This window comes from Streptomyces sp. NPDC021012 (genome assembly GCF_044333355.1).
In the GTDB taxonomy this organism is placed as follows: Bacteria; Actinomycetota; Actinomycetes; order Streptomycetales; family Streptomycetaceae; genus Streptomyces.
In genome coordinates this window covers 1-26,987 of the sequence record NZ_JBIRQU010000009.1, presented here as the reverse complement: position 1 = coordinate 26,987, position 26,987 = coordinate 1, and the positions used below count along the sequence as shown (strand labels likewise).

Here is a 26,987-nt window from a genome sequence, read left to right as displayed (position 1 = left end):
GCGACCCCAATGAGGGGGCTCAGGGCGTCCGCGCCCGGGGCCAAGGAGGGTGGTACCGCGGGAGCAGTGCTCTCGTCCCTCCGGACGGAAACGTGGCACATCCGCCGGAGGAAGATCGATGTCTTCGCAGTACCGCCAGGTACCCGCCCAGGTAGACCTGTCCGCCCTCGAGCACGCCGTGCTCGACTTCTGGCGCGACAACAAGGTCTTCGCCAAGACCCTGGAGCAGTCCGAGGGACGCCCCGAGTGGGTGTTCTACGAGGGCCCGCCCACCGCCAACGGCATGCCCGGTGCCCACCACATCGAGGCCCGCGTCTTCAAGGACGTGTTCCCCCGCTTCCGGACCATGCGCGGCTACCACGTGGCCCGCAAGGCCGGCTGGGACTGCCACGGCCTGCCGGTCGAGCTCGCCGTCGAGAAGGAGCTCGGCTTCTCCGGCAAGAAGGACATCGAGGCGTACGGCATCGCCGAGTTCAACGAGAAGTGCCGCGAGTCCGTGACCCGGCACACCGACGCCTTCGCCGAGCTCACGACCCGCATGGGCTACTGGGTCGACCTCGACGACGCGTACCGGACCATGGACCCCTCGTACATCGAGTCGGTCTGGTGGTCGCTCAAGCAGATCTTCGAGAAGGACCTGCTGGTCCAGGACCACCGCGTCGCCCCCTGGTGCCCCCGCTGCGGCACCGGCCTCTCCGACCACGAGCTGGCGCAGGGCTACGAGACGGTCGTCGACCCCTCCGTGTACGTGCGCTTCCCGCTCACCTCCGGCCCGCTCGCCGGCAAGGCGGCGCTCCTCGTCTGGACGACGACCCCGTGGACCCTGGTGTCCAACACGGCGGTCGCCGCGCACCCCGAGGTGACCTACGTGGTCGCCACCGACGGCGACGAGCGCGTCGTCGTCGCCCAGCCGCTGGTCGAGAAGGCCCTCGGCGAGGGCTGGGTCACCACGGGCGAGTCCTTCACGGGCGCGGAGATGGAGCGCTGGACCTACCAGCGCCCCTTCGAGCTCGTCGAGTTCCCGGCCGAGGCGCACTACGTCGTCAACGCCGAGTACGTGACGACCGAGGACGGCACGGGTCTGGTCCACCAGTCCCCCGCCTTCGGTGAGGACGACCTCAAGGTCTGCAAGGCGTACGGCCTGCCGGTCGTCAACCCGGTCCGCCCCGACGGCACCTTCGAGGAGGACGTGCCGCTGGTCGGCGGCGTCTTCTTCAAGAAGGCCGACGAGGCCCTCACCGCCGACCTGGACGCGCGCGGCCTGCTCTTCAAGCACATCGCGTACGAGCACAGCTACCCGCACTGCTGGCGCTGCCACACGGCGCTGCTGTACTACGCGCAGCCGTCCTGGTACATCCGCACGACCGCGGTCAAGGACCGGATGCTGGCGGAGAACGAGCGGACGAACTGGTTCCCGGAGTCGGTCAAGCACGGCCGCTTCGGCGACTGGCTGACGAACAACGTCGACTGGGCGCTCTCCCGCAACCGCTACTGGGGCACCCCGCTGCCGATCTGGCGCTGCGAGGACGACCACCTGACCTGCGTGGGCTCGCGCGCGGAGCTCACCGAGCTGACGGGCACCGACCAGTCGGAGCTCGACCCGCACCGCCCGTTCATCGACGCGGTCACCTTCCCGTGCCCCACCTGCTCGAAGACCGCCACCCGCGTGCCGGAGGTCATCGACGCCTGGTACGACTCGGGCTCCATGCCGTTCGCGCAGTACGGCTACCCGTACAAGAACAAGGAACTCTTCGAGTCCCGCTACCCGGCGCAGTTCATCTCCGAGGCCATCGACCAGACCCGCGGCTGGTTCTACACGCTGATGGCGGTCGGCACCCTGGTCTTCGACAAGTCGTCCTACGAGAACGTGGTCTGCCTCGGCCACATCCTCGCCGAGGACGGCCGGAAGATGTCCAAGCACCTGGGCAACATCCTCCAGCCGATCCCGCTGATGGACCAGCACGGCGCCGACGCCGTCCGCTGGTTCATGGCGGCCGGCGGCTCCCCGTGGGCGGCGCGCCGCGTCGGCCACGGCACGATCCAGGAGGTCGTGCGCAAGACCCTCCTCACGTACTGGAACACGGTCGCCTTCCAGGCGCTGTACGCCCGGACGTCCGGCTGGGCGCCGAGCGCGGCGGACCCGGCGCCGGCCGAGCGCACGGTCCTCGACCGCTGGCTGCTCTCCGAGCTGAACACGCTGGTCGCCGAGACGACCGAGGCGATGGAGTCGTACGACACCCAGCGCACCGGCAAGCTCATCTCGGCCTTCGTCGACGACCTCTCCAACTGGTACGTGCGCCGCTCGCGCCGCCGCTTCTGGCAGGGCGACGCCTCCGCGCTCCGCACGCTCCACGACGTCATCGAGACGGTCACCCGCCTGATGGCCCCGCTGACCCCGTTCATCACCGAGCGGGTCTGGCAGGACCTGGTGGTGCCGGTCACGCCGGACGCCCCGGAGTCGGTCCACCTGGCGACCTGGCCCGAGGCGGACGCCGCCCTGATCGACGGCACGCTCTCGGAGCAGATGCTCCTGGTCCGCCGCCTGGTCGAGCTGGGCCGGGCGACGCGGGCGGAGTCGGGCGTGAAGACCCGCCAGCCGCTGTCCCGCGCGCTGGTCGCGGCGACGGGCTTCTCGGCCCTGTCGCCGGAGCTCCAGGCCCAGATCACGGAGGAGCTGAACGTCTCCTCCCTGGCCTCCCTTTCGGAGGTCGGCGGTTCGCTCGTCGACACGACGGCCAAGGCGAACTTCCGCGCGCTCGGCAAGCGCTTCGGCAAGGGCGTCCAGGACGTGGCGAAGGCGGTCGCGGCGGCCGACGCGGCGGCCCTCTCGCTGGCGCTGCGCTCCGGCGAGGCGGCCCTCGTGGTGAACGGCGAGGAGATCACCGTCACCCCCGAGGAGATCATCATCACGGAGACCCCCCGCGAGGGCTGGTCCGTCGCCTCCGACTCCGGCGCGACGGTCGCCCTCGACCTGGAGATCACCCCCGAGCTCCGCCGCGCGGGCCTCGCCCGTGACGCGATCCGCCTCATCCAGGAGGCCCGCAAGAACAGCGGCCTCGACGTCGCGGACCGCATCGCGCTGCGCTGGACCTCCGCCTCCCCGGAGACGGCCGAGGCCCTCACGGCCCACGCCGAGCTGATCGCGGACGAGGTGCTCGCGACGGACTACGCCTCCGGCGAGGCCGACGACACCTACGGTCCCGCCTTCGAGGACGAGGGCCTGGCCCTCGCCTTCCGCCTCCGCAAGGCCTGACACCCCCGAAGGGCCCGGCACCGCTCGGTGCCGGGCCCTTCGGCGTACCCCGCACCCGCCGGGCGGGGTACGCCGAAGGGCCGGTTCCCCTGGGGGAACCGGCCCTTCAAGACTGCCGACGGCTACGCGCTCAGCACGCGTGAACCCGCCGCGTCAGTTGTCGTCCTCGTCGATCAGGAAGCCCCGCATCGGCGCCGGCGCCTGCTGCATCGGCTGGGGTGCCTGCGGACGGACCGGAGCCATCGGCTGGGTCATCGCCGGGGACATCTGCTGCTGGCCGCCGTAGGACGGGGCACCGCCCATGGACGGGGCACCGCCCATCGCGCCGTTGCCGCCGTAGGACGGCGCGCTCGCGCCCGCCGAGGCCATCGACGGGGCCGGCGGCAGGGAGGCCGTGGCCGGGGTGCGCGGCGGAGCCAGCGAGTCGTCCGCCTGGGTCTCCAGCTGACGCAGCTGGGACTCCAGGTAGGACTTCAGACGCGTGCGGTACTCGCGCTCGAAGCCGCGCAGGTCCTCGACCTTGCGCTCCAGCGTGGCGCGGGCGGACTCCAGGGAGCCCATCGCGACGCGGTGCTTCTCCTGCGCGTCCCGCTCAAGAGCGTCCGCCTTGGCGCGGGCGTCCCGCTCCAGGCCCTCGGCGCGCGAGCGCGCCTCGCCGACGATCTTGTTGGCCTCGGAGCGCGCCTCGGCGATCGCCTGGTCGGCGGTCTGCTGGGCGAGCGAGAGGACACGCGCGGCACTGTCGCCACCGGGGCCCTGCTGCGGCTGCGGCTGCTGCATCTGCGGCGGCATCTGCTGCTGCATCTGCTGCTGCGGGTGACCCATGGGGCCGCCCTGCATCGGACCGGGACCCATCGGACCGCCCTGCATGGGGCCGCCCTGCATCGGGCCGGGGCCCATGGGGCCGCCCTGCATGGGGCCGGGGGGAAGCGCGGGGGCACCGGACGGCAGCTGCGGCGGACCCATCTGCGGCTGCTGCTGCTGGGCCGGCGGTCCGGATATGGCGGCGGGCACCGGCGCGCCGGGACCGACGGGACGATCCTGCGGCTCCGGGGGCTTGCGCATGCCCTGCTGCTGGTTCTGCGCGGCGGCACGCGTCGCGGCGGCCAGCTTGGCGCGCAGGTCCTCGTTCTCGCGGAGCAGGCGGGTCAGTTCGGCTTCGACCTCGTCGAGGAAGGCATCGACCTCGTCCTCGTCATAGCCTTCTCGAAGGCGGACGGTCGTGAACTGCTTGTTCCGCACGTCCTCGGGGGTCAGCGGCATCTCTTCTTCACCTCTACGTAGTCGTCGGCAGTCGGCAAGACCGTATCGTCCACTTGTTCCTCCACCATCACCCCGCGAAGCGGCTCACGATGGAGATCAGGATGTAGACGATGATCATCAGAACGAAGAAGGACAGGTCGAGTGCCACGCCCCCGAGACGCAACGGCGGGATCAGTCGCCGCAGAAGCTTGAGCGGTGGATCGGTGACAGTGTAGGTGGCCTCAAGGACGACCACCATCGCCTTACCGGGTTGCCATGAACGGGCGAACTGGAAGACGTAGTCCATGACAAGCCGGACGATCAGGAGGACGAGGAAGCACATCAGCACGATGTAGACCACCTGTAGTGCGACGCCCATCCCGCGTTTCCCTCTCCCCTGGCTTCCGTGCTCTCGCTTGTCCGGCCGCTTCGCGACCGGTCCGTCCGGTTCTCGTGTTCTCAGCTCTGGTTGAAGAATCCGCCCTCTGCGATCCGGGCCTTGTCCTCCGCCGTGACATCGACGTTAGCAGGCGACAACAGGAACACCTTCTGCGTCACGCGCTCAATGCTGCCATGGAGCCCGAAGACGAGTCCGGCGGCAAAGTCGACAAGTCGCTTCGCGTCCGTGTCGTCCATCTCCGTGAGGTTCATGATCACGGGGGTGCCCTCACGGAAGTGTTCCCCGATGGTACGGGCCTCGTTGTAGGTCCGCGGGTGCAGCGTGGTGATGCGGTACGGCTCCCGCTCGGACACGACCTTGGGCATGATCACCGGTGCGTTCTTCTCCAGGCTCGGGCGTTCGGGTGTGATGGATGCCACGGGGGCAATTCGGGCCGGACGTCCGCTTTCGGCGAGCACCGGGACAGAATGGGCAATCGGCTCCCGGGGGGCCGGAGGCTGCACCACTCGCACCGGCTCCTCGCGCTCCACCTGGCGCGGGGGGGTGTGGCGCCGGTCGCGCTCGGGCTCCGGCTCCAGCTCGGGTTCGAAGTCGTCGTCGGGGTCGAAGCCCCGGCCGTCGTACCCATCGTCCTCCACGAGGCCGAGGTAGACCGCCATCTTGCGCATCGCGCCGGCCATTCTCTGAGTCCTCCGCTCTGTGGTGGATCGGCCTTGTCACCAAGTGCCGGCGATCCACGGGCCATCCCGCCGTTCTGCGGAATGACCATATTTTCTGCTGTGGTCCGACTTGCTTCGCGACGTTACCCGAGCTTCGGGCGGACGCCGAGTACCGCCGTACCGACGCGTACGTGTGTCGCCCCGGCAGCGACGGCCTCCTCGAGGTCCGCGCTCATCCCTGCTGACACCATGTTCGCAGCCGGACGGGTCGCGCGCAGGACAGTCGACAAATCCATCAGCCGGTCGAAGGCCGCGCGTTGCCGGCCGGCGTACTCCCCGGCGAGCGGGGCGACGGTCATCAGTCCGTCGAGCCGCAGTCCGGGCGCGGCGTCCACGGCCGCGGCCAACTCCTCGATCCCGTCCGGCGCGATGCCGCCGCGGTCGCCCCGCTCGCCGGACCCGGCGTCGAGCGCGACCTGGAGGAGGCAGCCGATCTCGCGGCCCTCCTTCTCCGCGGCCGCGGAGAGGGAGGAAACGAGCTTCAAACGGTCGACGGACTGCACCACATCGGCATAACCCACCACGGATCTGACCTTGTTGGTCTGCAACTGGCCCACGAAGTGCCAGGTCAGGTCGAGATCGGCACAGGCGGCCGCCTTGGGGGCGGCGTCCTGGTCCCGGTTCTCGGCGACGTGCCGGACGCCGAGCTCGTGCAGGAGTCTGACGTCGCTCGCGGGGTAGGTCTTGGTGACCACGATCAGGGTCACCTCCTCCCGCGCGCGCCCGGCGGCGGCGCACGCGGCGGCGATGCGCTCCTCCACCCGGGCCAGGTTCGCGGCGAGTTCCGACTTGCGGTCCGTCATCAGCTCTTTCCTGCCAACCAGACATATCCCGCGAGTCGCCCGGTGGTGCGGTCGCGGCGGTACGAGTAGTGGTCGCGCGATTCCAGGGTGCAGACCCCGGCGTCCGCGACGTCCCGGACCCCGAGCCGCTCCAGCTGCGCGCGCACTCCGGCGGCGACGTCGACGGCGGGGGTGCCCCAGGAGGTCTCGGCGTACGCGGCCGGTTCGACGGCGGCGACCTCGGCGCGCATCGCCTCCGGCACTTCGTAGCACCGGCCGCAGACGGCGGGTCCGGTGCGGGCGACGATCCGGGCGGGGTCGGCGCCGAGCCCCACCATCGCCGCGACGGCGGCGGGGACGACTCCGGCGACCATCCCGGGCCGTCCCGCGTGGGCGGCCGAGACGACTCCGGCGACGGGGTCGGCCAGCAGAACCGGGACGCAGTCCGCGGTGAGGACGGCGAGGCCGAGTCCGGGCCGGGCGGTGACGATCGCGTCGACGGACGGGATCTCCCCGTCCCCCCACGGTCCGTCGACCTCGGCGACGTCGGCGCCGTGGACCTGGTTCATCCAGACCACCCGCGCCGGGTCGAGCCCGAGCGAGCGGGCGGCGGTCCCCCGGTTGGCGAGGACGGCCTCCGGGTCGTCCCCGACCGCCCCGCCGAGGTTGAGCTCCTCGTACGGAACGGCGCTCACCCCGCCCCACCGGTCGGTGAAGGCGAAGTGGGCGCCGTTCGCGTCGAAGCGCTGCCCTATCACTTCAGGAAGTCCGGGACGTCCAGCTCCTCGGCCTGGCTGTCCGCGTACGGACGGGCCGGCGGGACGACCGGCGGGGCCGGCGTCAGCGGGGTCTCGTTGACGACCGGGGCGGGCTCGACCGGGACCGGGGCCGGCTCCTCGCGCGGGGCGAGCGTGCCGAGGCCGCCCAGCGGGCGGGGGGTCTCGGTGATGCGGGGCGCCGGGGCCGGCTCCTCGCGCTTGGCCGAGACCGAGCCGATGATGTTGTCCCGGCGGGCCGGCGGCTGGCCGCCGTCGAAGCCGGCCGCGATGACGGTGACCCGGACCTCGTCGCCGAGGGCGTCGTCGATGACGGCGCCGAAGATGATGTTGGCCTCGGGGTGGGCCGCCTCGCTGACCAGCTGCGCGGCCTCGTTGATCTCGAAGAGACCGAGGTCGCTGCCGCCGGAGATGGAGAGCAGCACGCCGCGGGCGCCGTCGATGGAGGCCTCCAGGAGCGGCGAGGAGATCGCCATCTCGGCCGCCGCCACCGCGCGGTCGTCGCCGCGGGCGGAGCCGATGCCCATGAGTGCCGAACCGGCCTCGGACATGACCGACTTGACGTCGGCGAAGTCGAGGTTGATCAGACCCGGGGTGGTGATGAGGTCGGTGATGCCCTGGACACCGCTCAGGAGGACCTGGTCGGCCGACTTGAAGGCGTCGAGCACGGAGACCTGGCGGTCCGAGATCGACAGCAGTCGGTCGTTCGGGATGACGATGAGGGTGTCGACCTCTTCGCGGAGCTCGGCGATGCCGTCCTCCGCCTGGTTGGCGCGACGGCGGCCCTCGAAGGTGAACGGGCGGGTGACCACGCCGATCGTCAGGGCGCCGAGCGAGCGCGCGATGTTGGCGACGACGGGCGCGCCGCCGGTGCCGGTGCCGCCGCCTTCGCCTGCGGTGACGAAGACCATGTCGGCCCCCTTGAGGACCTCCTCGATCTCCTCACGGTGGTCCTCTGCCGCCTTGCGACCGACGGCCGGGTTGGCCCCGGCCCCGAGGCCGCGGGTCAGTTCACGACCGACGTCGAGCTTGACGTCGGCGTCGCTCATCAACAGCGCCTGCGCGTCGGTGTTGATCGCGATGAACTCGACGCCCTTGAGGCCGACCTCGATCATTCGGTTGATGGCATTGACACCACCGCCGCCGACACCGATGACCTTGATGACTGCGAGGTAGTTCTGCGGTGCTGCCACGTCGAAGGCCTCTCGCCTCGAGTTACGTGTCGTCGCTGCGCGGTTGGTCGCGCCGCTCCGACGGATGCCGATTGGGACGGTCCGAATAGCCGACCCGAACCCTAACGTTGAAGTTTAGGGTTACCAGTGTCGCTGTTCGTTGGACTCTTCCGAACAGGACACTAAGTCGACAAGTGGCGCACGTTCAACGAACACGCCGAACCTCCCGTTTTTCTTTTCACCCTATGTGATCACCCGTAGCGCTGGCCAACCAGGGTGCTGGCCAGCGGAGATGCCCGTCAACTTCAGGACGAGGCGGGCGCTGTGGGGGCACTTACGTCGAAGTGCCCCGCTTTGGGAGTGGCCTTCATGAGGGCGGTCAGCACCCGCGCCTTGACGGGCCCGTGCTCACCACTGCCCCAGAAGACCGTTCGCCCCCTGGTCAGCTCCAGAGTGACGGAGTCGTACGAGGTGATGCGCACGACACGAGTGTCCCGGGCGATTTCCGCCGGGAGTTCACCCCGGACGCGGACCGCCTCCTGGAGCAACCGGTCCGCGCCGAAACGGCGGAGACTCGGCGAGGAGGCGCTGTCGAGGACGAGCCGGGGTACGCCGCGGGGGGCGGTGTCGACCGTGGCGAACCGCATGCCCGTCGAGTCCACTTCGGTGAACTTTCCGCCCTTTTCAACCAGGAGAACGGGCTGCCGTTCCGTCACTTTCAGCCCGATTCCGTGCGGCCATGACCGCACGACGTCGATCGACTCGATCCGCGGCAGCCGCTGCCGGAGCCGGGCCTCGATCGCGTCGGTGTCGACGGTGACGAGCGGGGCGCCCATCGGGACCGCGGCGACCGCCTCGACCTCGGCCGGGATCAGCACCCCGGTGCCGGAAGTCTTCACACGTTCTACACGGAACCAGGTCGATCCGTAGAGCGCCCAGACCCCGCCGACCACGACCGCGACGAGAGCGAGCACCACGAGGAGCACCCGGGGGGCGGGCAAGCGGAATCGACGATTCCGGTTGCCCGTGCCGGACTTCCGCTCCGACGGCCCCTTCGACTTCCTCGTCCCGCTCTTCTCCGCGGTCGTCGGTCCGGCTGCCACCCGGTGCCTCCTGCCTCGGCCGCCCGTCAGCGGGCGGCGATCGCCTCGTACACCATGCCGACGAGCAGGTCGTCGGCGTCCCGGCGGCCGAACTCGGCGGCGGCGCGGGACATCTCGTACAACCGGTGCGGATCGGCCAGAACGGGCAGGACGTTGCCCTGCACCCACTGCGGCGTCAGCTCCGCGTCGTCGACGAGGAGTCCACCGCCGGCCTTGACCACCGGCTGGGCGTTGAGCCGCTGTTCGCCGTTGCCGATGGGCAGCGGTACGTACGCGGCGGGCAGCCCGACGGCGGAGAGCTCGGCGACGGTCATCGCGCCCGCGCGGCAGAGCATCATGTCGGCCGCGGCGTACGCGAGATCCATCCGGTCCACGTACGGTACCGGCACGTACGGCGGCATCCCGGGCATGTTGTCGACGCGCGGCATCTCGTTCTTCGGGCCGACCGCATGCAGGATCTGGATGCCGGAGCGCTGGAGCACCGGGGCGATCTGCTGGATCACCTCGTTGAGCCGCCGGGCGCCCTGGGAGCCGCCGGAGACGAGCAGCGTCGGCAGGTTCGGGTCGAGGCCGAAGGCGGCGCGCGCCTCGGGCCGCACCCGCGCCCGGTCGAGGGTCGCGATGGTGTGCCGCAGCGGGATGCCGATGTAACGGGCGTTGCGGAGCTTGGAGTCCGGGGTGGCGACGGCGACCCCGGCCGCGTACCGCGAACCGATCTTGTTGGCCAGGCCGGGCCGGGCGTTGGCCTCGTGGACCACGATGGGCACCCCGAGGCGCTTGGCCGCCAGATAGCCGGGCAGGGCCACGTAGCCGCCGAAGCCGACCACGCAGTCCGCCTTGGTGCGCTCCAGGACCTGCTCGGCCGCCTTGATCGTGCCGCGCAGCCGCCCGGGGACGGTGATCAGCTCGGGGGTGGGCTTGCGGGGCAGCGGTACGGCGGGGATGAGCGCCAACTCGTAGCCCCGCTCGGGCACGAGCCGGGTCTCCAGGCCCTTCTCCGTGCCGAGCGCCGTGATCCCCACACTCGGGTCCTGCCTGCGCAGGGCGTCCGCGAGGGCGAGCGCGGGCTCGATGTGGCCGGCGGTCCCCCCGCCGGCGAGTACGACATGCACCGAAATTCACCGCTCTCCGGACGGGCGCTTCTTGACGCGCCGTCGCATCGACTTCCATCTCTTCCCGGCCCGCTTGCCCCAGCCGGGGCGGCGCATGGCCAGGGCCGCTTTCGCGGCGGGTTCCTGTCGCGCGAAGGCGATGAGGAGCCCGACGGCGAACATGGTCGGCAGCAGGGCCGACCCTCCGTAGGAGAACAGCGGGAGCGGGACACCGGCGATCGGCAGCAGGCCGAGCACCGCACCGATGTTGACCACGGCCTGGGCCGTGATCCAGGTGGTCACACCTCCCGCGGCGAACCTCACGAAGGGGTCCTCCGTGCCTCCGGCCACGCGGATACCCGCATAGCCTAGAGCCGCGAACAGGGCGAGTACCGACAGCGTCCCCGCGAGACCCAGTTCCTCACCGGTGACCGCGAAGATGAAGTCGGTGTGGGCCTCAGGGAGTTGGCCCCATTTCTCGACGCTCGCACCGAGTCCGGAACCGAACCATCCGCCCGAGGCCAGAGCATAGATTCCGTGCGCGGCCTGCAGACAGGGGGCTCCCTCGCCGCCGGGGTCGGACGCCATGATGCACTGGAAGCGGTCCATCCGGTGCGGGCTCGTCTTGATGAGCAGCGTCCCGATCGCGCCGGCCACCGCGAGCACCCCGACGAAGAGCCGGGTGGGCGCTCCGGCGGTCCACAGGAGGCCGAAGAGGATCGCGGTGAGGATGATCGCGGTGCCCATGTCGCCGCCGAGCATGATGAGCCCGAGCAGCATGAAGGTGCCGGGGACCAGCGGCACCAGCATGTGCTTCCACTGGGTGAGCAGCTTCATGTCCTGTTTGCGGGCGAGCAGATCGGCTCCCCACAGGATCAGCGCGAGCTTGCCGAACTCGCTGGGCTGGAGCATGAACGGGCCGCCCAGCGAGATCCAGTTCTGGTTGCCGCCGACGTTGCGCCCTATCCCGGGGACCTGGACGAGCACCATCAGGAAGACCGCGCCGACCAGGATCGGGTAGGCGAGGGCCCGGTGCAGCTTCACGGGCATCCGTGAGGCGGCCAGGAGCAGTCCGGTGCCGAGGAGCGCGGCGAAGAACTGCTTGCGGAAGAAGTAGGAGGGCACCAGCTCGTAGCGGAGTGCCGTGATCATCGAGGCGGAGTAGACCATCACGAGGCCGAGCGCGGTGATGAGCAGTGCGGCGCCGATGATCACGTAGTAGGCCGTGAGAGGCCTGTCCCAGGCCTTCTGCGCCCGTCTGTACAGCCCCCGTACGCCTCCGCCGCGCGCCCGCCGCGGGGTCGCGGGGGCCCGCCCCCCGCCGCGTGCGGCGGAGGGCCGGCGTGTCCCGGCGATCTTGCTCGGCATGGTCGCTGTCCCCTCCAGTCGTGCCCGGTCCGGCCGGACCCTCCTGCTGGTCGGGTCAGGCGTCCCCGGTGGCGGCGAGGGCGCGGACGGCGTCCGCGAAGGCCTCGCCCCGCTTGTTGTAGTTCGTGAACATGTCCATCGAGGCGCAGGCCGGGGCGAGCAGGACCGTGTCCCCCGGGGCGGCGAGCCGGGCCGCTTCGCGGACCGCCTCGGACATCGCCCCAGTGTCGGTCCGGTCGAGGTCCACCACCGGGACCTCCGGGGCGTGTCGCGCCAGGGCTTCGCGGATCAGGGCGCGGTCGGCGCCGATCAGGACGGCTCCGCGCAGGCGCTTGGCCGACTTCTGGACGAGCTCGTCGAAGGTCGCGCCCTTGGCGAGGCCGCCGGCGATCCAGACGATCGGGTCGTAGGCGGCCAACGAGGCTTCCGCGGCGTGGGTGTTGGTGGCCTTGGAGTCGTCGACGTACGTGACTCCCTGGACCTCCTCGACCAGTTCGATGCGGTGCGGGTCGGGCCGGAAGGCCTTGAGGCCGTCCCGTACGGCCTTCGCCTCGACGCCGAAGGCGCGCGCGAGGGCGGCGGCGGCGAGGGCGTTGGCGATGTTGTGCGGGGCCGGCGGCTGGACGTCGGCGACCTCGGCGAGCTCCTGGGCGTTCTTCTGCCGGTTCTCGACGAAGGCCCGGTCGACGAGGATGCCCTCGACGACGCCGAGCTGGGAGGGGCCGGGGGTGCCGAGGGTGAAGCCGATGGCGCGGCAGCCCTCCTCGACGTCGGCCTCGCGCACCAGGTCCTCCGTCACCTGGTCGGCGACGTTGTAGACGCAGGCGATCTTGTTGCCCTCGTAGACGCGGCCCTTGTCGGCGGCGTACGCCTCCATGGTGCCGTGCCAGTCGAGGTGGTCGGGCGCCAGGTTGAGCACGGCGGCCGAGTGGGCGCGGACGGAGGGCGCCCAGTGCAGCTGGTAGCTGGAGAGCTCGACGGCGAGCACGTCGTACTCCTGCTCGCCGAGGACGGCGTCGAGGAGCGAGACGCCGATGTTCCCGACGGCGGCGGTCCGCAGGCCGGCCGCCTCCAGGATGGAGGCGAGCATCCGCACGGTCGTGGTCTTGCCGTTGGTGCCGGTGACCGCGAGCCAGGGGGCCGCGTCGGGGCCCCGGAGCCGCCAGGCCAGCTCGACGTCTCCCCAGACCTCCACGCCCGCCTCGGCGGCGGCCGCGAAGAGGGGCTTGTCGGGCCGCCAGCCGGGGGCGGTGACGATCAGCTCGGTGCCGGCCGGCAGGGTCGCCCCGTCGCCGAGGCGGACGGTGATGCCCTCCGCCTCCAGCTCGGCGGCCTGGGCCCGGGAGCGCTCGTCGTCGCCGTCGTTGACGACCGTCACGAGCGCGCCGCGGGCGTGCAGGACGCGGGCGGCCGGGATCCCGGAGACCCCGAGCCCCGCGACGGTGACCTTCTTGCCGTTCCAGTCGAGCTGTTCTGTCACTTGTCCGCTGCCCATCCCGCGTAGAAGAGGCCCAGGCCCACGATCACGCACATGCCCTGGATGATCCAGAACCGGACGACGACCAGGACCTCGGACCACCCCTTGAGTTCGAAGTGGTGCTGGAGGGGGGCCATCCGGAAGACGCGCTTGCCGGTGAGCTTGAACGAGCCGACCTGGATGACCACGGACATGGTGATCAGCACGAACAGGCCGCCGAGCAGCGCGATGAGGAGCTCCGTACGGGAGCAGATGGCGAGACCGGCGAGGGCGCCGCCGAGGGCGAGCGAGCCGGTGTCACCCATGAAGATCTTGGCAGGTGAGGTGTTCCACCAGAGGAAGCCGAAGCAGGCGCCCATCAGCGCGGAGGCCACGACCGCGAGGTCGAGCGGATCACGGACCTCGAAGCAGGCGTTGGGGTTGGTCAGCGTCACCGCGTTGGCGCAGGACTCCTGGAACTGCCAGAGCCCGATGAAGGTGTACGCGCCGAAGACCATCACGGAGGCGCCGGTGGCCAGGCCGTCCAGGCCGTCCGTCAGGTTCACGCCGTTGGACATGGCCAGGATCATGAAGAGCGCCCAGACCACGAAGAGCACCGGGCCGATGGTCCAGCCGAAGTCCGTGATGAAGGAGAGCTTCTCGGAGGCCGGGGTGAGTCCGCGCGAGTCGGAGAACTGGAGCGCGAGCACCGCGAAGGCGATGCCCACGATCAGCTGTCCGGCCATCTTCGCCTTGGCGCGCAGGCCGAGCGAACGCTGCTTGACGATCTTGATGTAGTCGTCGAGGAAGCCGACCAGGCCCATGCCGGCCATGAGGAACAGCACCAGGACGCCCGAGTACGTCGGGTCCTCACCGGTGATGACCTTGGCCAGCGCGTACGCGATGAGCGTGGCCAGGATGAAGGAGATGCCGCCCATGGTGGGCGTGCCCTTCTTCCCGGCGTGACCGCGCGGGCCGTCGTCACGGATGAACTGCCCGTACCCCTTGCGGGCAAGGAGCTTGATCAGCAGCGGCGTGCCGATCAGGGTCAGGAAGAGCCCGATGGCCCCCGCGAAGAGGATCTGCCTCATCGGCCGGTGACCTCGCCCTCGGTGTCGAGGAGCGCCAGCGCGACCTGTTCGAGACCGACCGACCTGGAAGCCTTCACAAGGACGACGTCCCCCGGACGCAGCTCCCTGCGCAACAGGTCGACAGCCGCCTGCGCGTCGGACACGTGCACCGACTCCTCACCCCACGAACCCTCGTTATATGCGCCCAGTTGCAGCCAGGACGCTTCCCTGTCCCCGACCGCGACGAGCTTGCTGACGTTGAGCCGGACGGCGAGCCGTCCGACCGCGTCGTGCTCGACGAGCGATGCGTCACCGAGCTCGGCCATCTTGCCGAGCACCGCCCACGTACGAGCCCCTCGGGCCTGTGCGGCCCTGCCCATGGCCGCGAGCGCGCGCAGGGCGGCTCGCATGGACTCGGGGTTCGCGTTGTAGGCGTCGTTGACGATCGTCACGCCGTCCGGACGCTCGGTGACCTCCATGCGCCAGCGCGACAGGGAGCCCGCCTCGGAGAGCGCGGTGGCGATCTCTTCGACTGGCATGCCCAGCTCGTGCGCGACGGCGGCCGCTGCGAGCGCGTTCGACACGTGGTGCTCACCGTACAGGCGCAAGGTCACGTCACTGCACCCGGTGGGTGTGTGAAGCCTGAAAGAAGGCTGTCCGGTCTCTGTGAGGCGGACGTTCTCGGCCCGTACGGCCGCTTCGTCCGCTTCTCCGAACAGGGTCACGCGGGCCTTGGTGCGGCTCGCCATGGCGCGGACGAGCGGATCGTCGGCGTTGAGGACCGCGATCCCGCCCTCCTCGGCGGGCGGCAGGGACTCGACGAGCTCGCCCTTCGCCTCGGCGATCTGCTCCCGGCCGCCGAACTCGCCGATGTGGGCGGTGCCCACGTTGAGGACGAGGCCGATGCGGGGCGGGGTGAGGCCGGCGAGGTAGCGGATGTGCCCGATGCCGCGGGCGCCCATCTCCAGGACCAGGTGCCGGGTCTCGTCGCTCGCGCGGAGCGCGGTGAGCGGCAGGCCGATCTCGTTGTTGAGCGAGCCGGGCGTCCACACGGTGGGCGCGTGCCGGTCGAGGACCTGGGCGATCAGGTCCTTGGTGGAGGTCTTGCCGGCCGAGCCGGTGAGGGCGACGACATCGGTGCCGAGCCGTTCCACGACCGCGCGGGCGAGGGCCCCCAGCGCGGTCTGGACGTCGTCGACGACGATGGCGGGGACGCCGACGGGGCGGGCGGCGAGCACGGCCACCGCTCCCGCCTCGACGGCGCGCTCCGCGTAGTCGTGGCCGTCGACGTGCTCACCGGCGAAGGCCGCGAAGAGGCTGCCGGCCCGCACCTCGCGGGAGTCGATGACGACGGGCCCGGTGATCCGGGCGGCCGGATCCGGTATGTCGTGCGCCTGCCCGCCGACGATTTCGGCGATCTCGGCGAGGGAGAGGGCGATCACTGCTTCATCCCTGACTGTTCTCGTGACGGTGTGCGTCCTGCTGGCTCTGCTGGCTGAGAATCGCCTCGCGCAGGACCTGGCGGTCGTCGAAGGGGCGTACGACCCCGGCGATCTCCTGGCCCTGCTCGTGGCCCTTGCCGGCGACCAGGACGGTGTCGCCGGGCCGCGCGCGGGCGACGGCGGCGGCGATGGCGGCGGCCCGGTCGGGTTCGACCAGGACGGCGCCGCGCTCCCCCGCGGGCACCTCGGCGGCGCCCGCGAGCATGGCGGTGAGGATCGCGAGGGGGTCCTCGGAGCGGGGGTTGTCGGAGGTCAGGACGGCGGTGTCGGCGAGCCGGGCGGCGGCGGCGCCCATCGGGCCGCGCTTGGTGGTGTCCCGGTCGCCGCCGCAGCCGATGACCACGTGCAGCCGGCCCTCGGTGACCTCGCGCAGGGAGCGCAGGACCGATTCGACGGCGTCCGTCTTGTGCGCGTAGTCGACGACCGCGAGGTACGGCTGACCCGCCTCGACCCGCTCCAGGCGGCCCGGGACGCCGGGGACGGCCGCGACGCCCTCGGCGGCGGCCTTCGGGTCCAGGCCTGCGGCGGCGAGGGTGGCGATCGCGGCGAGGGTGTTGGCGACGTTGAACGGGCCGGGCAGCGGGGCGGTGGCGGAGATCCGCTCGCCCTCGGGGCCGACGGCGGTGAACGTCGAGTCGTGGGAGCCGAGGACGAGGTCCTCGGCGCGCCAGTCGGCGTCCGCGCGGCCCTCGGCGGAGAAGGTGACGACCGGGACGGTCGCCTCCTTCGCGAGCCTGCGGCCGTACGCGTCGTCGGCGTTGACCACGCCCAGGCGGCTGCGCTCGGGCGTGAAGAGCGCGGCCTTGGCCCGGAAGTAGTCCTCCATGTCGGAGTGGAACTCCATGTGCTCCGGGCTGAGGTTGTTGAAGACGGCGACGTCGAAGACGCAGCCGTCGACCCGGCCGAGCACGAGGGCGTGGCTGGAGACCTCCATCGCGACGGCCTCGACGCCCCGCTCGCGCATGACGGCGAAGAGCGCCTGGAGGTCGGTGGCCTCGGGGGTGGTGCGCTCGGACTTGATGCGCTCGTCGCCGATCCGCATCTCGACCGTGCCGACGAGGCCGGTCTTCCGCCCGGAGCCGCGCAGGCCCCCCTCTACGAGGTAGGCGGTGGTGGTCTTGCCGGAGGTGCCGGTGATGCCGATCTGCAGGAGGTCCTCGCCGGGGCGCCCGTAGATCCGGGCGGCGAGTTCGCCCATCCGGCCGCGCGGGTCCTCCACGACGAGGACCGGGAGACCGGTCGCGGCGGCGCGCTCGGCGCCCGTCGGGTCGGTGAGGATCGCGGCGGCGCCGAGTCCGGCGGCCTGGGCGACGAAGTCGGCGCCGTGGAGGCGGGCGCCGGGCAGGGCCGCGTACAGGTCCCCGGGGCGCACGGCCCGCGAGTCGTGCGTGATGCCCGAGATCTCGGCGGTCTCGGAGACGTCGGCCCCGAGCTGTGCGGCCAGGTCGCCCAGGGGTGTCGGGCGGGCCTGCTCCGGCCGGGGTGGGGCGTTTCGGTACTGATCAGCGTGTGGCACGGCGGTGAGCGTACCGGGCGCACCCTGTGCGGGGCCAAAAGAGCCCGGGGCCTCGCCGGAGTTCGATTTCCGGTTCCCGGAATGTGGGGTGATCGTTGTCACTGGTGCTCCCGGAGTGTCACGGGGTGGGTTCGAAGTCGACCGGCAGTCGGGCGGGGGCGGTGCCCGTGGGGGCGACGTGGAGGGTCTTGAGGGCGAACTCCATGACCTTCTTGTAGATGGGCCCGCAGATCTGGCCGCCGAAGTAGCTGCCCTTGGTGGGGTTCTGGATGGCGCAGTAGACGGTGATCTCCGGGTCGTCGGCGGGGGCGAAGCCGGCGAAGGAGGCGGTGTACCCCTTGTAGTAGCCGAGCTCGGGGTCGACGCGGTTGGCGGTGCCGGTCTTGCCCGCGACGCGGTAGCCGGGGATGGCGGCCTTGGTGCCGGTGCCCTCCCGGTCCTTGACGACGGACTCCAGCATCCGGGAGAGGGCCTTGGCGGTCTTCTCGCTGACGACCCGGGACTCCTTGGGCGCGGGGGCCGCCGTGAAGCGCCCGTCGGGGCCCTTGGTGCCGCGCACGAGGGTGGGTTCGATCCGTACGCCTCCGTTGGCGATGGTCGAGTACACGGAGGCGGCCTGCATGGCGCTGACGGAGAGGCCCTGCCCGAAGGGGATCGTGTACTGCTGCGAGGTGGACCAGTCCTGGGGCTTGGCGAGGATGCCGGGGGTCTCGCCGGGGAAGTTCAGGCCGGTGGGGCTGCCGATGCCGAACTTGCGCAGGTAGAAGTGGAGGACCCGGTTGACCTCGGCCTGGTCCTTGCCGAGCTGGCCGGTGGCGAGGATGGTGCCGATGTTGCTGGACTTGGCGAGGACGCCGTTGAGCGTCAGGTACCAGGTGATGTGGTCGACGTCGTCCTTGAAGAGCCGGTCGCCGCGGTGGAGCCGGTTGGGGACGGTGACGTGGGTGTCGGGGGCCGCCTTGCCCTCCTCCAGGACGGCGGCCATGGACATGACCTTGGCGGTGGAGCCGGGCTCGTAGGCGTCCTGGAGGGCGGCGTTGCCCATGGCGGCCGCGTTGGCGGCCGAGAGGTCGTTGGGGTCGAAGCCGGGGGCGTTGGCCATGGCCAGGACCTCGCCGGTCCTCGTGTTCTGCACGACGACGTAGCCCCGGTCGGCCTTCGACTTCCGCACCTGCTCGGTGATGGCCTGCTGGGCGGCCCACTGGATGTCCCGGTCGATGGTCAGCTCGATGTCGGAGCCGGGGACGGCGGGGGTGCCCTGGGAGCCCGCGGTCGGCACCTGGCGGCCGCCGGACTGGGTGAAGCGGATCTTGCCGTCCTTGCCGGCGAGCTCCGCGTCGAGCATGGCCTCCAGGCCGCCGGCGCCGCGGCCCTCGGCGTTGACGTACCCCAGTATCCCGGCGGCCAGCCCGCCGTTCGGGTACACGCGCTTGGTGCTGGGCTCGCTGAGGATGCCGCCGAGCAGGTTGACCCCGTTGCCGCCGACGGCCTGGGCCTTCTGCCCGTAGACCTTCTTGAGGTCCTTGATCTGGTTCCAGACCTGCGGGGTCCGCTTGCGGGCGAGCAGGGTGTAGCGGGACTTGGGGGTACGGAGCTTCTTCGCGAGCTCGGCGGGCTCCTTGCCGAGGATCGGGGCGAGGAGGGCGGCCGCCTGCTCGGGGGCGTCGGGGACCTTCGCCTCCTCGGGGGTGAAGAGCTTGGGGTCGGCGGTGATGTCGTACGCGTCGACGCTGTCGGCGAGCGCGATGCCGTTGCGGTCGGTGATCTCGCCCCGCTCGGCGGAGAGCGTGTACTCCTGGAAGCGGTACTTGTCGGCCTTCGCGGCGTACGCGCCGGCGTCGACGGCCTGGACCTGGAGCAGCCGGACCACGAAGACCAGCATGACGAGCGTCAGCCCGAGGGCGATCAGGCGCAGCCGGGGCCGCGGCTTGCCGAGCCGGATCGTGCGGGGCTGCCGGGCCGGGGGCCTCGGCGCGGTCCGCTTAGCCGCCGGGCGCGGCGCGGGGCGGGACGGGCGGGCTCCGGGCGTGCGGGCTCCGGCGGAGGCGGGCCGGGGACGTGCGGGCCCGGCGGGACCGGGGACGCGACGGCGCGGGGGCTCCTGGGAGGGCACTGCTCGGTCACCTGCCGGAGGTAGTCGGAGTGGTCGCGGGCGCCGACGGCGCCTGCCCGGTACCGGTGGGAGCAGTGCCGGTGTTCGTGGACGTGGCGGCGCTCGCCGACGGCTTCGGGGGCTTCGGCCTGGGCTTCGGGGTCGGCTTGGGGGCGACCGCGACCGAGGGTTCGCCCAGGACCTTGCCGTCGGGGCCGAGGAAGGCGGGGCTGCCGCCCGGGACCATGCCGAGCTGGCGGGCCCGGCGCTCCAGGGCGTCGGGGGCCGCGTAGTCGTCGACGTCCCGCTGGAGCGCCTGCTCCTCGTCGGTGAGCTCGGTGGTCTTGTTCTTGAGCTCGTTCAGCTGGAAGGAGCCCTGGTTGAGGGCCGAGTTCAGCAGGAGCAGGCTGATCAGCCCGCCGCCGAGCAGGACGACGACGAGCAGGACGAAGGGGGTGCGGGCGGCCGAGCTGGGCCCCGACGGCATGAGCCGTCCGAGCCGCGCGGCCCGCCCTTTGAGGGGCCCCTTCGCCGCGCTCACGGGACGTCTTTCCGGATGCGCTCGACGCCTCGGAGCCGGGCGGGGGCGGCGCGCCGGTTCTCGGCGACCTCCTCCTCGGTGGGCAGCTCCGCGCCCCGGGTGAGCAGCTTCAGCCGGGGCTGGTACTTCTCGGGGACGACCGGCAGCCCGGGCGGGGCGGTGGTCGCCGCGCCGGCCGCGAAGACGGCCTTGACGATCCGGTCCTCCAGGGACTGGTACGAGAGGACGACGACCCGTCCGCCGACGGCGAGGGCCTTCACGGCCGCCGGGATCGCGTTCTCGACGGCTTCGAGCTCGCGGTTGACCTCGATGCGCAGGGCCTGGAAGGTCCGCTTGGCCGGGTTGCCGCCGGTGCGCTTGGCGGCCTGGGGCAGGGAGTCGCGGATGAGCTCGACGAGCCGGGCGCTGTTGGTGAACGGCTCCTTCTCGCGCTCGCGCACGATCGCGGAGACGATCCGCTTGGCCTGCTTCTCCTCGCCGTAGGCGCGCAGGATCCGGACCAGCTCGCCCGCCGGGTAGGTGTTGAGGACCTCGGCCGCGCTGATGCCGGTCGTCTGGTCCATGCGCATGTCGAGCGGGGCGTCCTGGGCGTAGGCGAAGCCGCGGTCGGCCTCGTCCAGCTGCATGGAGGAGACGCCCAGGTCGAAGAGGACGCCGTCCACCTCGGGGATGCCGAGCCGGTCGAGGACCTCGGGCAGCTCGTCGTACACGGCGTGGACGAGGGTGGCCCGGTCCCCGTACGGGGCGAGCCGCTCGCCGGAGAGCCGCAGGGCCTCCTTGTCGCGGTCGAGGGCGACGAGCCGCACCTCGGGGAACCGTTCGAGCAGGGCCTCGCTGTGGCCGCCGAGGCCCAGGGTGCAGTCGACGACGACCGCTCCGGGGTGCTCCAGGGCGGGGGCCAACATGTCCAGGCACCGCTGGAGCATCACCGGGACGTGTCGGTCGTTGCTCAATGCGCCCTCTCAGAGCCGGCGCGGAGGCACGTACCGCGGGAGAGGCCGAGCCGTAGGTACCGCCGCACACACGGGGGGAGAAACCGCGGATACCGCTCGTTGTCTCCGTGAACTCCGCGTCACTTTAGTCCACGGGACGCGCCGGTCAATCAACCGACTGGCGCGCCGCGCGGCCCGGGGAGCGCCACCTGTGGATTAGCTCACAACAAGACTCAATGACGTTCTTTGTCCCCATCTCACAGCGGGCCGGAAAGGGGGGTGGCCATTACCGTCGGAACCATGTCGACCTCCGCGCACCCCTCCGCCGACGCCATACGCACCGGCCCGACGGTCACCGACCGTCTCGTCGAGGCCAACGCACGTTACGCCGCCGACTTCACCGACCCCGGAATGGACGCGCGGCCCGTGCTGCGCGTCGCCGTCGTCGCCTGCATGGACGCCCGTCTCGACCTGCACGCGGCCCTCGGCCTCGAACTGGGCGACTGCCACACCATCCGCAACGCCGGCGGCGTGGTCACCGACGACGTGATCCGGTCGCTCACCATCAGCCAGCGCGCCCTGGGCACCCGCAGCGTGATGCTGGTGCACCACACGAACTGCGGTCTCGAATCCCTCACCGAGGACTTCCGGCACGAGCTGGAGGACGAGGTCGGCCAGCGCCCGGCCTGGGCGGTCGAGGCCTTCCGCGACGTCGACCAGGACGTCCGGCAGTCGATGCAGCGGGTCCGGACCTCCCCCTTCCTGCTGCACGCCGACGACGTGCGGGGCTTCGTCTTCGACGTGACGACGGGCCTGCTGCGCGAGATCGACCCTGCCTGAAGCGGCAACTTAAACCGTCAAACTCTGGCATTTCCCCTTCACTTGTCCGCTTGCAAGTGACAGGCCCGGCCACGGCAACAACAATGCTCGGACGACAGTTCCGAAAGGCCGAGGAGGGCCGGGGTGACGACCTATGACGATCGAGCGAGCCTCGCTGATCTGACCACCACTGCGGAGCGGGTCCGCAGGTCGGTGGAGAGCGTGATCGAGGGCAAGCCCGAGGTCGTACGGCTTTCGCTGACCGTGCTGCTCGCCGAGGGGCACCTCCTCATCGAGGACGTCCCCGGCGTCGGCAAGACCATGCTGGCCAAGACGCTGGCCCGGTCCATCGACTGCTCGGTGCGCCGGATCCAGTTCACCCCCGACCTGCTGCCCTCGGACGTCACCGGCGTGTCGATCTTCGACCAGCAGCGCCGGGACTTCGAGTTCAAGCCGGGCGCGATCTTCGCCCAGATCGTGATCGGCGACGAGATCAACCGCGCCTCGCCGAAGACCCAGTCCGCGCTCCTGGAGTCCATGGAGGAGCGCCAGGTCACGGTCGACGGCCAGACGTACGAGCTGCCCAGCCCGTTCATGGTCGTCGCCACCCAGAACCCGGTCGAGATGGAGGGCACCTACCCGCTGCCCGAGGCCCAGCGCGACCGCTTCATGGCCCGCGTCTCCATGGGCTACCCCAGCGCCGAGGCCGAGCTCCAGATGCTCGACGTGCACGGCTCGGTCTCCCCGCTCGACGACCTCCAGCCGGTCGCGCACGCCCACGACGTCCTCAAGCTGATCGACGCCGTGCGCACGGTCCACGTCGCCGACGCGGTGCGCCGGTACGCGGTCGACCTCGTCGCCGCCACCCGCACCCACCCCGACCTGCGGCTCGGCGCCTCCCCCCGGGCCACGCTCCACCTCGTGCGGGCCGCCAAGGCCTCCGCGGCGCTCAGCGGCCGCGAGTACGTCCTGCCGGACGACCTCCAGGCCCTCGCCGCACCCGTCCTCGCCCACCGGCTGCTGCCGACGGCACAGGCCCAGCTGAACCGGCGCACCGCCGAGCAGGTCGTCCAGGAGATCCTCCAGCGCACCCCCGTCCCGGCCTCGGGACCGTCCGCCGGACCGTCCGCCGGACCGCTCTACGGCCAGCAGCCCGGCGCCCGGCGGCTGTGATGGATGGCGCCGCCGTTCCGGACGGACAGCGGGGCGACGAGGACGACCGGGGCGGGCTGCGGGCCGCCCTCGGCGGTCTGACCACCCGCGGCCGCTCCTTCCTCGCCGCGGGGGTGGCCGCCGCCGCCTGCGCGTACGTCCTCGGCCAGGCCGACCTGCTGCGCGTCGGGCTGCTGCTCGCCGCCCTCCCGCTGATCTGCGTCCTCGTGCTGCACCGGACCCGCTACCGGGTCGCCGCCTCCCGCCGCCTCACCCCCCAGCGGGTGGAGACCGGCACCGAGGCCCGGGTCCAGCTGCGGATGGAGAACGTCTCCAAGCTCCCCACCGGCCTCCTGATGCTCCAGGACCACGTGCCGTACATGCTGGGACCCCGCCCCCGCTTCGTCCTCGACCGGGTCGAGGCCGGCGGGCGGCGCGAGGTGTCCTACCGGGTCCGCTCCGACCTGCGCGGCCGCTTCCCGCTGGGCCCGCTCCAGCTCCGGCTCAACGACCCCTTCGGGATGTGCGAGCTGACCCGCTCCTTCAGCGCGTACGACACCCTCACCGTCGTGCCCCGCACCGAGGCCCTCCCGCCGGTCAAGCTCTTCGGCGAGGCCTCGGGGTACGGGGACGGGCAGTCCCGCTCCCTCGCGCTGGCCGGCGACGACGACGACGTCATCCCCCGCACCTACCGGCACGGCGACGACCTGCGCCGGGTCCACTGGCGCTCCACCGCCCGCTACGGCGAGCTGATGGTCCGCCGCGAGGAACTGCCCCAGCGGGCCCGCTGCACCGTCCTCCTCGACACCCGCCGGATCGCCTTCCAGGGCGCGGGCCCCGACTCCGCCTTCGAATGGGCGGTCTCCGGCACCGCCTCCGCCCTCGTCCACATGCTGGAGCGCGGCTACGCGGTCCGGCTGCTCACCGACACCGGCAGCGCGATCCCCGGCGAGGGCGCCGAGGGCTTCGCCGGCTCGGCCCAGGACTCGGCCGAGGCGGCCGGTCTGATGATGGACACCCTCGCGGTCGTCGACCACTCCGAGGGGGGCGGGCTCTCCCGCGCCTCCGACGTGCTGCGCGGCGGCGGCGACGGACTCCTCATCGCCTTCCTCGGCGACCTCGACGAGGAGCAGGCGGCCCTCGCCGCCCGGATGCGCGGGCGGTCCGGCGCGGCCGTCGCCTTCGTCCTGGACTCCGGCACCTGGCTCACCGGCGGCGCGGTCGCCGGAGCGGTCGAGGACCGGGTGCGGCAGCTGCGGGAGGCGGGCTGGACGGCCCTGGCCGTACCGCCCGGCGCCTCCCTCGCCGACCTGTGGCAGCAGGCGGCCGGGCTCCGTCCGGAGACCGCCGCCGCCGACACCTACGGAGGATGGTCATGAGCGGCCGCACACGGCTGACGCTCGCTTCCTGGGGCGCCACCCTGATGGCGGCCGGGGCGCTGCTCCCCCTGGTGAAGCCGGCGACCTGGATCTTCTCGGCGGCCTTCGTCCTCGCCCTGGTCAGCGGGGTGGGCATGCTGGCCCGCCGGGTGCCGCTGGCCCGGCCGCTGACGCTGCTCGCCCAGACCGTCACCGCGCTGCTCGCGCTGACCGTGCTCTTCGCCCGCGAGCAGGCCCTCCTCTGGCTCGTGCCGGGTCCGTCGGTCTTCGTCCACGCCGCCGAGCTGTTCCGGGCGGGCGCCGAGGACGTCGGCCGGTACGCGATCCCCGCGCCCGACACCGAGGGCATCCGGCTCATGCTGGTCGGCGGCGTCGTCGCGATCGGACTCCTGGTGGACGGCCTCGCGGTCACCTTCCGCAAGGCGGCCCCGGCCGGCCTGCCGCTGCTCGCCCTGTACTCCGTGGCCGCCGGCCTCTCCGGCGGCGGCGCCGGCTGGCTCTGGTTCCTCCTCGCGGCCTCCGGCTACCTGCTGCTGCTCCTCGCCGAGGGCCGCGACCGGCTCTCCCAGTGGGGGCGGGTCTTCGGCGGCGCCCAGCGCTCCGGCCGACCCGGCTCCGCCGTCGCCGCGGGCGGCGGCACCGCCTTCGCCCCGGCCCGCACCGGCCGCCGGATCGGCGCCGTCGCCATGGGCGTCGCGCTGGTCGTGCCGTTCGCGCTGCCCGGCTTCTCCGGCGGGGTCTTCGGCGGCGGCGGAGAGGGCGGCGGGGGCGCCGGCAAGGGCGGCACGATCTCCGCGGTGAACCCGCTGGTCTCCCTCCAGAACAACCTGCGCCAGCCGGAGGACCGGGAGGTCCTGCGCTACCGGACCAACGCCCGGGACACCAGCGGCATGTACCTGCGGCTCGTCGCGCTCGACCAGTTCGACGGCACCTCGTGGAAGTCCTCGGTCCGCCCGATCGAGGACGTCCCCCCGCGGCTGCCCTGGCCGGACGGCCTCTCCCAGAGCGTCCGGACCACCGAGGTGACCAGCAACTTCGTCGCCTCCGACGCGTACGAGCAGAAGTGGCTGCCCATGCCGTACCCGGCCGGCCGGGTCGACATCGGCGGACGCTGGCGGTACGAGCCGGCCGGCCGGATGCTCGTCGGCGACGACAAGCAGACCACCCGGGGCGCCCGCTACCAGGTCGCCAGCCTGGACGTGCAGCCGACGGCCGAGCAGCTGGCCGGCGCCCAGCCCGCCCCGGAGAAGCTGCGCCGCGAGTACACCAAGGTGCCCGCGTCGCTGCCGGCCGACGTGCGGGCGACGGCCCTGACCGTCACCAAGGGCGCGCGGAACGACTACGAGAAGGCGGTGAAGCTCCAGGACTGGTTCGCCCGGGACGGCGGCTTCCGCTACGACGTCGACGTGGAGTCCGGCACCGGGGTGCAGGCGATCTCCCGCTTCCTGAAGGACAAGGAGGGCTTCTGCGTCCACTTCTCCTTCTCCATGGCGGCGATGGCCCGCTCGCTCGGCATCCCGGCGCGGGTGGCCGTGGGCTTCATGCCAGGCACCACGCAGACCGACGGATCGGTCTCCGTCGGCATCCGGGACGCGCACGCCTGGCCCGAGCTGTACTTCGAAGGCGCCGGGTGGACGCGGTTCGAGCCGACCCCCTCGCGGGGCTCCACCCCCTCGTACACCCGGGAGACCACGCCCTCGGGCACGGCCACCGGGCCCGCGCAGCCGCAGCCGAGCGCCTCGGCGCAGCCGTCCGCCGCGCCGACCGCCCCGGAGAGCTGCACCCCGCAGATGAAGAAGCTCGGCGACTGCGGGCCGGACGCGGCGACGGCGGGCGCGTCCTCGGACGACTCGGGCCCGGACCTCCGGACGGTCCTCCTGCTGTCCCTGGCGGCCGTACTGCTCCTCTCCCTCCCCTTCCTCCCCCTGCTCTGGCGCAGGCGGGTACGGGCCCGGCGGCTCGGCCCGGACGGCGCCGCGCTCTCGGTCTGGCAGGAGATCAACGACACGGCCTGGGACTACGGGGTCGAGCCGGACGACTCCCTCACCCCGAGGAAGTCCGCGGCGCGGATCGTCCGCCTCGGCGAGCTGCGCGGCGAGTCCGCCGACGCGGTGCACCGGGTGGCGCGGGCGGTGGAGGAGGTGCTGTACGCGCCCCGGCCGCGGCCCGTCGCGGACCTGGCCTCCGAGGCCGCGCGGGTCCGTGCGGGCTTCCACGCGGCCGCCGCTCCCCGCGCCCGCCTCCGCGCCCTCCTCGCCCCCCGCTCGGCGGCCCGCCTCCGCTGGGCCGCCTCCGCCCGCTGGTCCTCCACCACCACCCGCTGGTCCACCCTCCGCCACACCGCCACCACCCGCACCACAACCCTCTTCCGCCGCTCCTCCCACGAGGCAAACTGACCCCCCGTTGTGGGCGCTGATCCCGCTAGGGCGGTGCCCCCGCCGCCGCCCCCGTTGTGGGCAATCGTCCCGCTGGGGCGGTGCGGGCTGCGCCGCCGTTGTGGGCAATCGTTCCGCTGGGGCGGTGCCCACCCTCAACGGCCCCCGTTGTGGGCAATCGTTCCGCCGGGGCGGAACGGGTGGGCACAACGGACCCGCGCCCTGCCGGCGCCAGAGGCTTCCGAGC

21 protein-coding genes are annotated in these 26,987 nt (G+C 72.0%); 5 read left to right on the top strand and 16 right to left on the bottom strand.

The features are described 5' to 3' along the window. Positions 1–118 precede the first annotated feature (118 nt). Positions 119–3,253 (top strand): isoleucine--tRNA ligase, encoded by a 3,135-nt coding sequence (gene ileS, locus ACH4TP_RS27230; RefSeq protein WP_389224022.1) that lies wholly within the window; start codon positions 119–121, stop codon positions 3,251–3,253. Between the two features lie 153 nt (positions 3,254–3,406). Here the strand turns inward: ileS and ACH4TP_RS27225 are convergent, their stop codons facing one another. The 16 genes from ACH4TP_RS27225 to rsmH form a co-directional block, all read right to left on the bottom strand. Further along, a complete protein-coding gene (locus tag ACH4TP_RS27225; RefSeq protein WP_388853790.1) occupies positions 3,407–4,516 on the bottom strand; it encodes a DivIVA domain-containing protein in 1,110 nt (369 codons plus the stop codon). A 67-nt stretch (positions 4,517–4,583) separates the two neighbouring features. Beyond that, complete coding sequence (locus ACH4TP_RS27220) at positions 4,584–4,874, bottom strand: YggT family protein (RefSeq protein ID WP_388853793.1); 291 nt, start codon at positions 4,872–4,874, stop codon at positions 4,584–4,586. An 80-nt stretch (positions 4,875–4,954) separates the two neighbouring features. After that, positions 4,955–5,575 carry a cell division protein SepF gene (locus ACH4TP_RS27215; protein ID WP_030693462.1) on the bottom strand — a complete coding sequence of 207 codons (621 nt, stop codon included), beginning with the start codon at positions 5,573–5,575 and terminating at the stop codon, positions 4,955–4,957. A 122-nt stretch (positions 5,576–5,697) separates the two neighbouring features. Continuing rightward, entirely contained in the window at positions 5,698–6,417 is a 720-nt protein-coding gene (locus ACH4TP_RS27210) for a YggS family pyridoxal phosphate-dependent enzyme (RefSeq protein ID WP_389224025.1), read from the bottom strand. After that, positions 6,417–7,154 (bottom strand): peptidoglycan editing factor PgeF, encoded by a 738-nt coding sequence (pgeF, locus tag ACH4TP_RS27205; RefSeq protein ID WP_389224028.1) that lies wholly within the window; start codon positions 7,152–7,154, stop codon positions 6,417–6,419. The genes ACH4TP_RS27210 and pgeF overlap by 1 nt, the downstream gene beginning before the upstream one ends. Further along, on the bottom strand, positions 7,151–8,365 hold the full coding sequence (ftsZ, locus tag ACH4TP_RS27200; RefSeq protein WP_389224030.1) for a cell division protein FtsZ: 1,215 nt from the start codon (positions 8,363–8,365) through the stop codon (positions 7,151–7,153). Before ftsZ ends, pgeF begins: the two co-directional genes overlap by 4 nt. A 284-nt stretch (positions 8,366–8,649) precedes the next feature. Then, positions 8,650–9,447 carry a cell division protein FtsQ/DivIB gene (locus ACH4TP_RS27195; RefSeq protein ID WP_398439383.1) on the bottom strand — a complete coding sequence of 266 codons (798 nt, stop codon included), beginning with the start codon at positions 9,445–9,447 and terminating at the stop codon, positions 8,650–8,652. A 26-nt stretch (positions 9,448–9,473) separates the two neighbouring features. Then, positions 9,474–10,559, bottom strand: coding sequence for an undecaprenyldiphospho-muramoylpentapeptide beta-N-acetylglucosaminyltransferase (gene murG / locus ACH4TP_RS27190; RefSeq protein WP_041128780.1), 1,086 nt, complete (start codon positions 10,557–10,559; stop codon positions 9,474–9,476). Positions 10,560–10,565: 6 nt separating this feature from the next. Beyond that, positions 10,566–11,906, bottom strand: a complete 1,341-nt coding sequence (gene ftsW / locus ACH4TP_RS27185) for a putative lipid II flippase FtsW (RefSeq protein ID WP_389224036.1) — start codon at positions 11,904–11,906, stop codon at positions 10,566–10,568. A 55-nt stretch (positions 11,907–11,961) separates the two neighbouring features. Continuing rightward, entirely contained in the window at positions 11,962–13,401 is a 1,440-nt protein-coding gene (gene murD, locus ACH4TP_RS27180; RefSeq protein WP_398439382.1) for a UDP-N-acetylmuramoyl-L-alanine--D-glutamate ligase, read from the bottom strand. Further along, positions 13,383–14,453 (bottom strand): phospho-N-acetylmuramoyl-pentapeptide-transferase, encoded by a 1,071-nt coding sequence (gene mraY / locus ACH4TP_RS27175; protein ID WP_389224042.1) that lies wholly within the window; start codon positions 14,451–14,453, stop codon positions 13,383–13,385. Before mraY ends, murD begins: the two co-directional genes overlap by 19 nt. After that, on the bottom strand, positions 14,450–15,874 hold the full coding sequence (murF, locus tag ACH4TP_RS27170; protein WP_398439381.1) for a UDP-N-acetylmuramoyl-tripeptide--D-alanyl-D-alanine ligase: 1,425 nt from the start codon (positions 15,872–15,874) through the stop codon (positions 14,450–14,452). Before murF ends, mraY begins: the two co-directional genes overlap by 4 nt. A gap of 4 nt (positions 15,875–15,878) precedes the next feature. Further along, the gene (locus ACH4TP_RS27165) at positions 15,879–17,552 is read right to left on the bottom strand and encodes a UDP-N-acetylmuramoyl-L-alanyl-D-glutamate--2,6-diaminopimelate ligase (RefSeq protein WP_398439380.1); all 1,674 of its coding nucleotides are present in this window, start codon (positions 17,550–17,552) and stop codon (positions 15,879–15,881) included. A 16-nt stretch (positions 17,553–17,568) separates the two neighbouring features. Then, positions 17,569–19,563: a penicillin-binding transpeptidase domain-containing protein gene (locus tag ACH4TP_RS27160; protein ID WP_398439379.1), complete on the bottom strand. Its 1,995-nt coding sequence runs from the start codon at positions 19,561–19,563 to the stop codon at positions 17,569–17,571. A gap of 7 nt (positions 19,564–19,570) precedes the next feature. Further along, entirely contained in the window at positions 19,571–20,083 is a 513-nt protein-coding gene (locus ACH4TP_RS27155) for a septum formation initiator family protein (protein ID WP_389224053.1), read from the bottom strand. Next, positions 20,080–21,036: a 16S rRNA (cytosine(1402)-N(4))-methyltransferase RsmH gene (gene rsmH, locus ACH4TP_RS27150; protein WP_389224056.1), complete on the bottom strand. Its 957-nt coding sequence runs from the start codon at positions 21,034–21,036 to the stop codon at positions 20,080–20,082. The genes ACH4TP_RS27155 and rsmH overlap by 4 nt, the downstream gene beginning before the upstream one ends. A 279-nt stretch (positions 21,037–21,315) precedes the next feature. Here rsmH and ACH4TP_RS27145 point away from each other — a divergent pair, with 279 nt between their 5' ends. The 4 genes from ACH4TP_RS27145 (at position 21,316) to ACH4TP_RS27130 (ending at position 26,761) form a co-directional block, all read left to right on the top strand. Further along, positions 21,316–21,855, top strand: a complete 540-nt coding sequence (locus ACH4TP_RS27145) for a beta-class carbonic anhydrase (RefSeq protein WP_398177652.1) — start codon at positions 21,316–21,318, stop codon at positions 21,853–21,855. Between the two features lie 123 nt (positions 21,856–21,978). Then, a complete protein-coding gene (locus tag ACH4TP_RS27140; RefSeq protein ID WP_389224062.1) occupies positions 21,979–23,007 on the top strand; it encodes an AAA family ATPase in 1,029 nt (342 codons plus the stop codon). After that, entirely contained in the window at positions 23,007–24,365 is a 1,359-nt protein-coding gene (locus ACH4TP_RS27135) for a DUF58 domain-containing protein (RefSeq protein ID WP_398439378.1), read from the top strand. Before ACH4TP_RS27140 ends, ACH4TP_RS27135 begins: the two co-directional genes overlap by 1 nt. After that, entirely contained in the window at positions 24,362–26,761 is a 2,400-nt protein-coding gene (locus tag ACH4TP_RS27130) for a DUF3488 and DUF4129 domain-containing transglutaminase family protein (RefSeq protein WP_398439377.1), read from the top strand. Before ACH4TP_RS27135 ends, ACH4TP_RS27130 begins: the two co-directional genes overlap by 4 nt. Positions 26,762–26,987 lie beyond the last annotated feature (226 nt).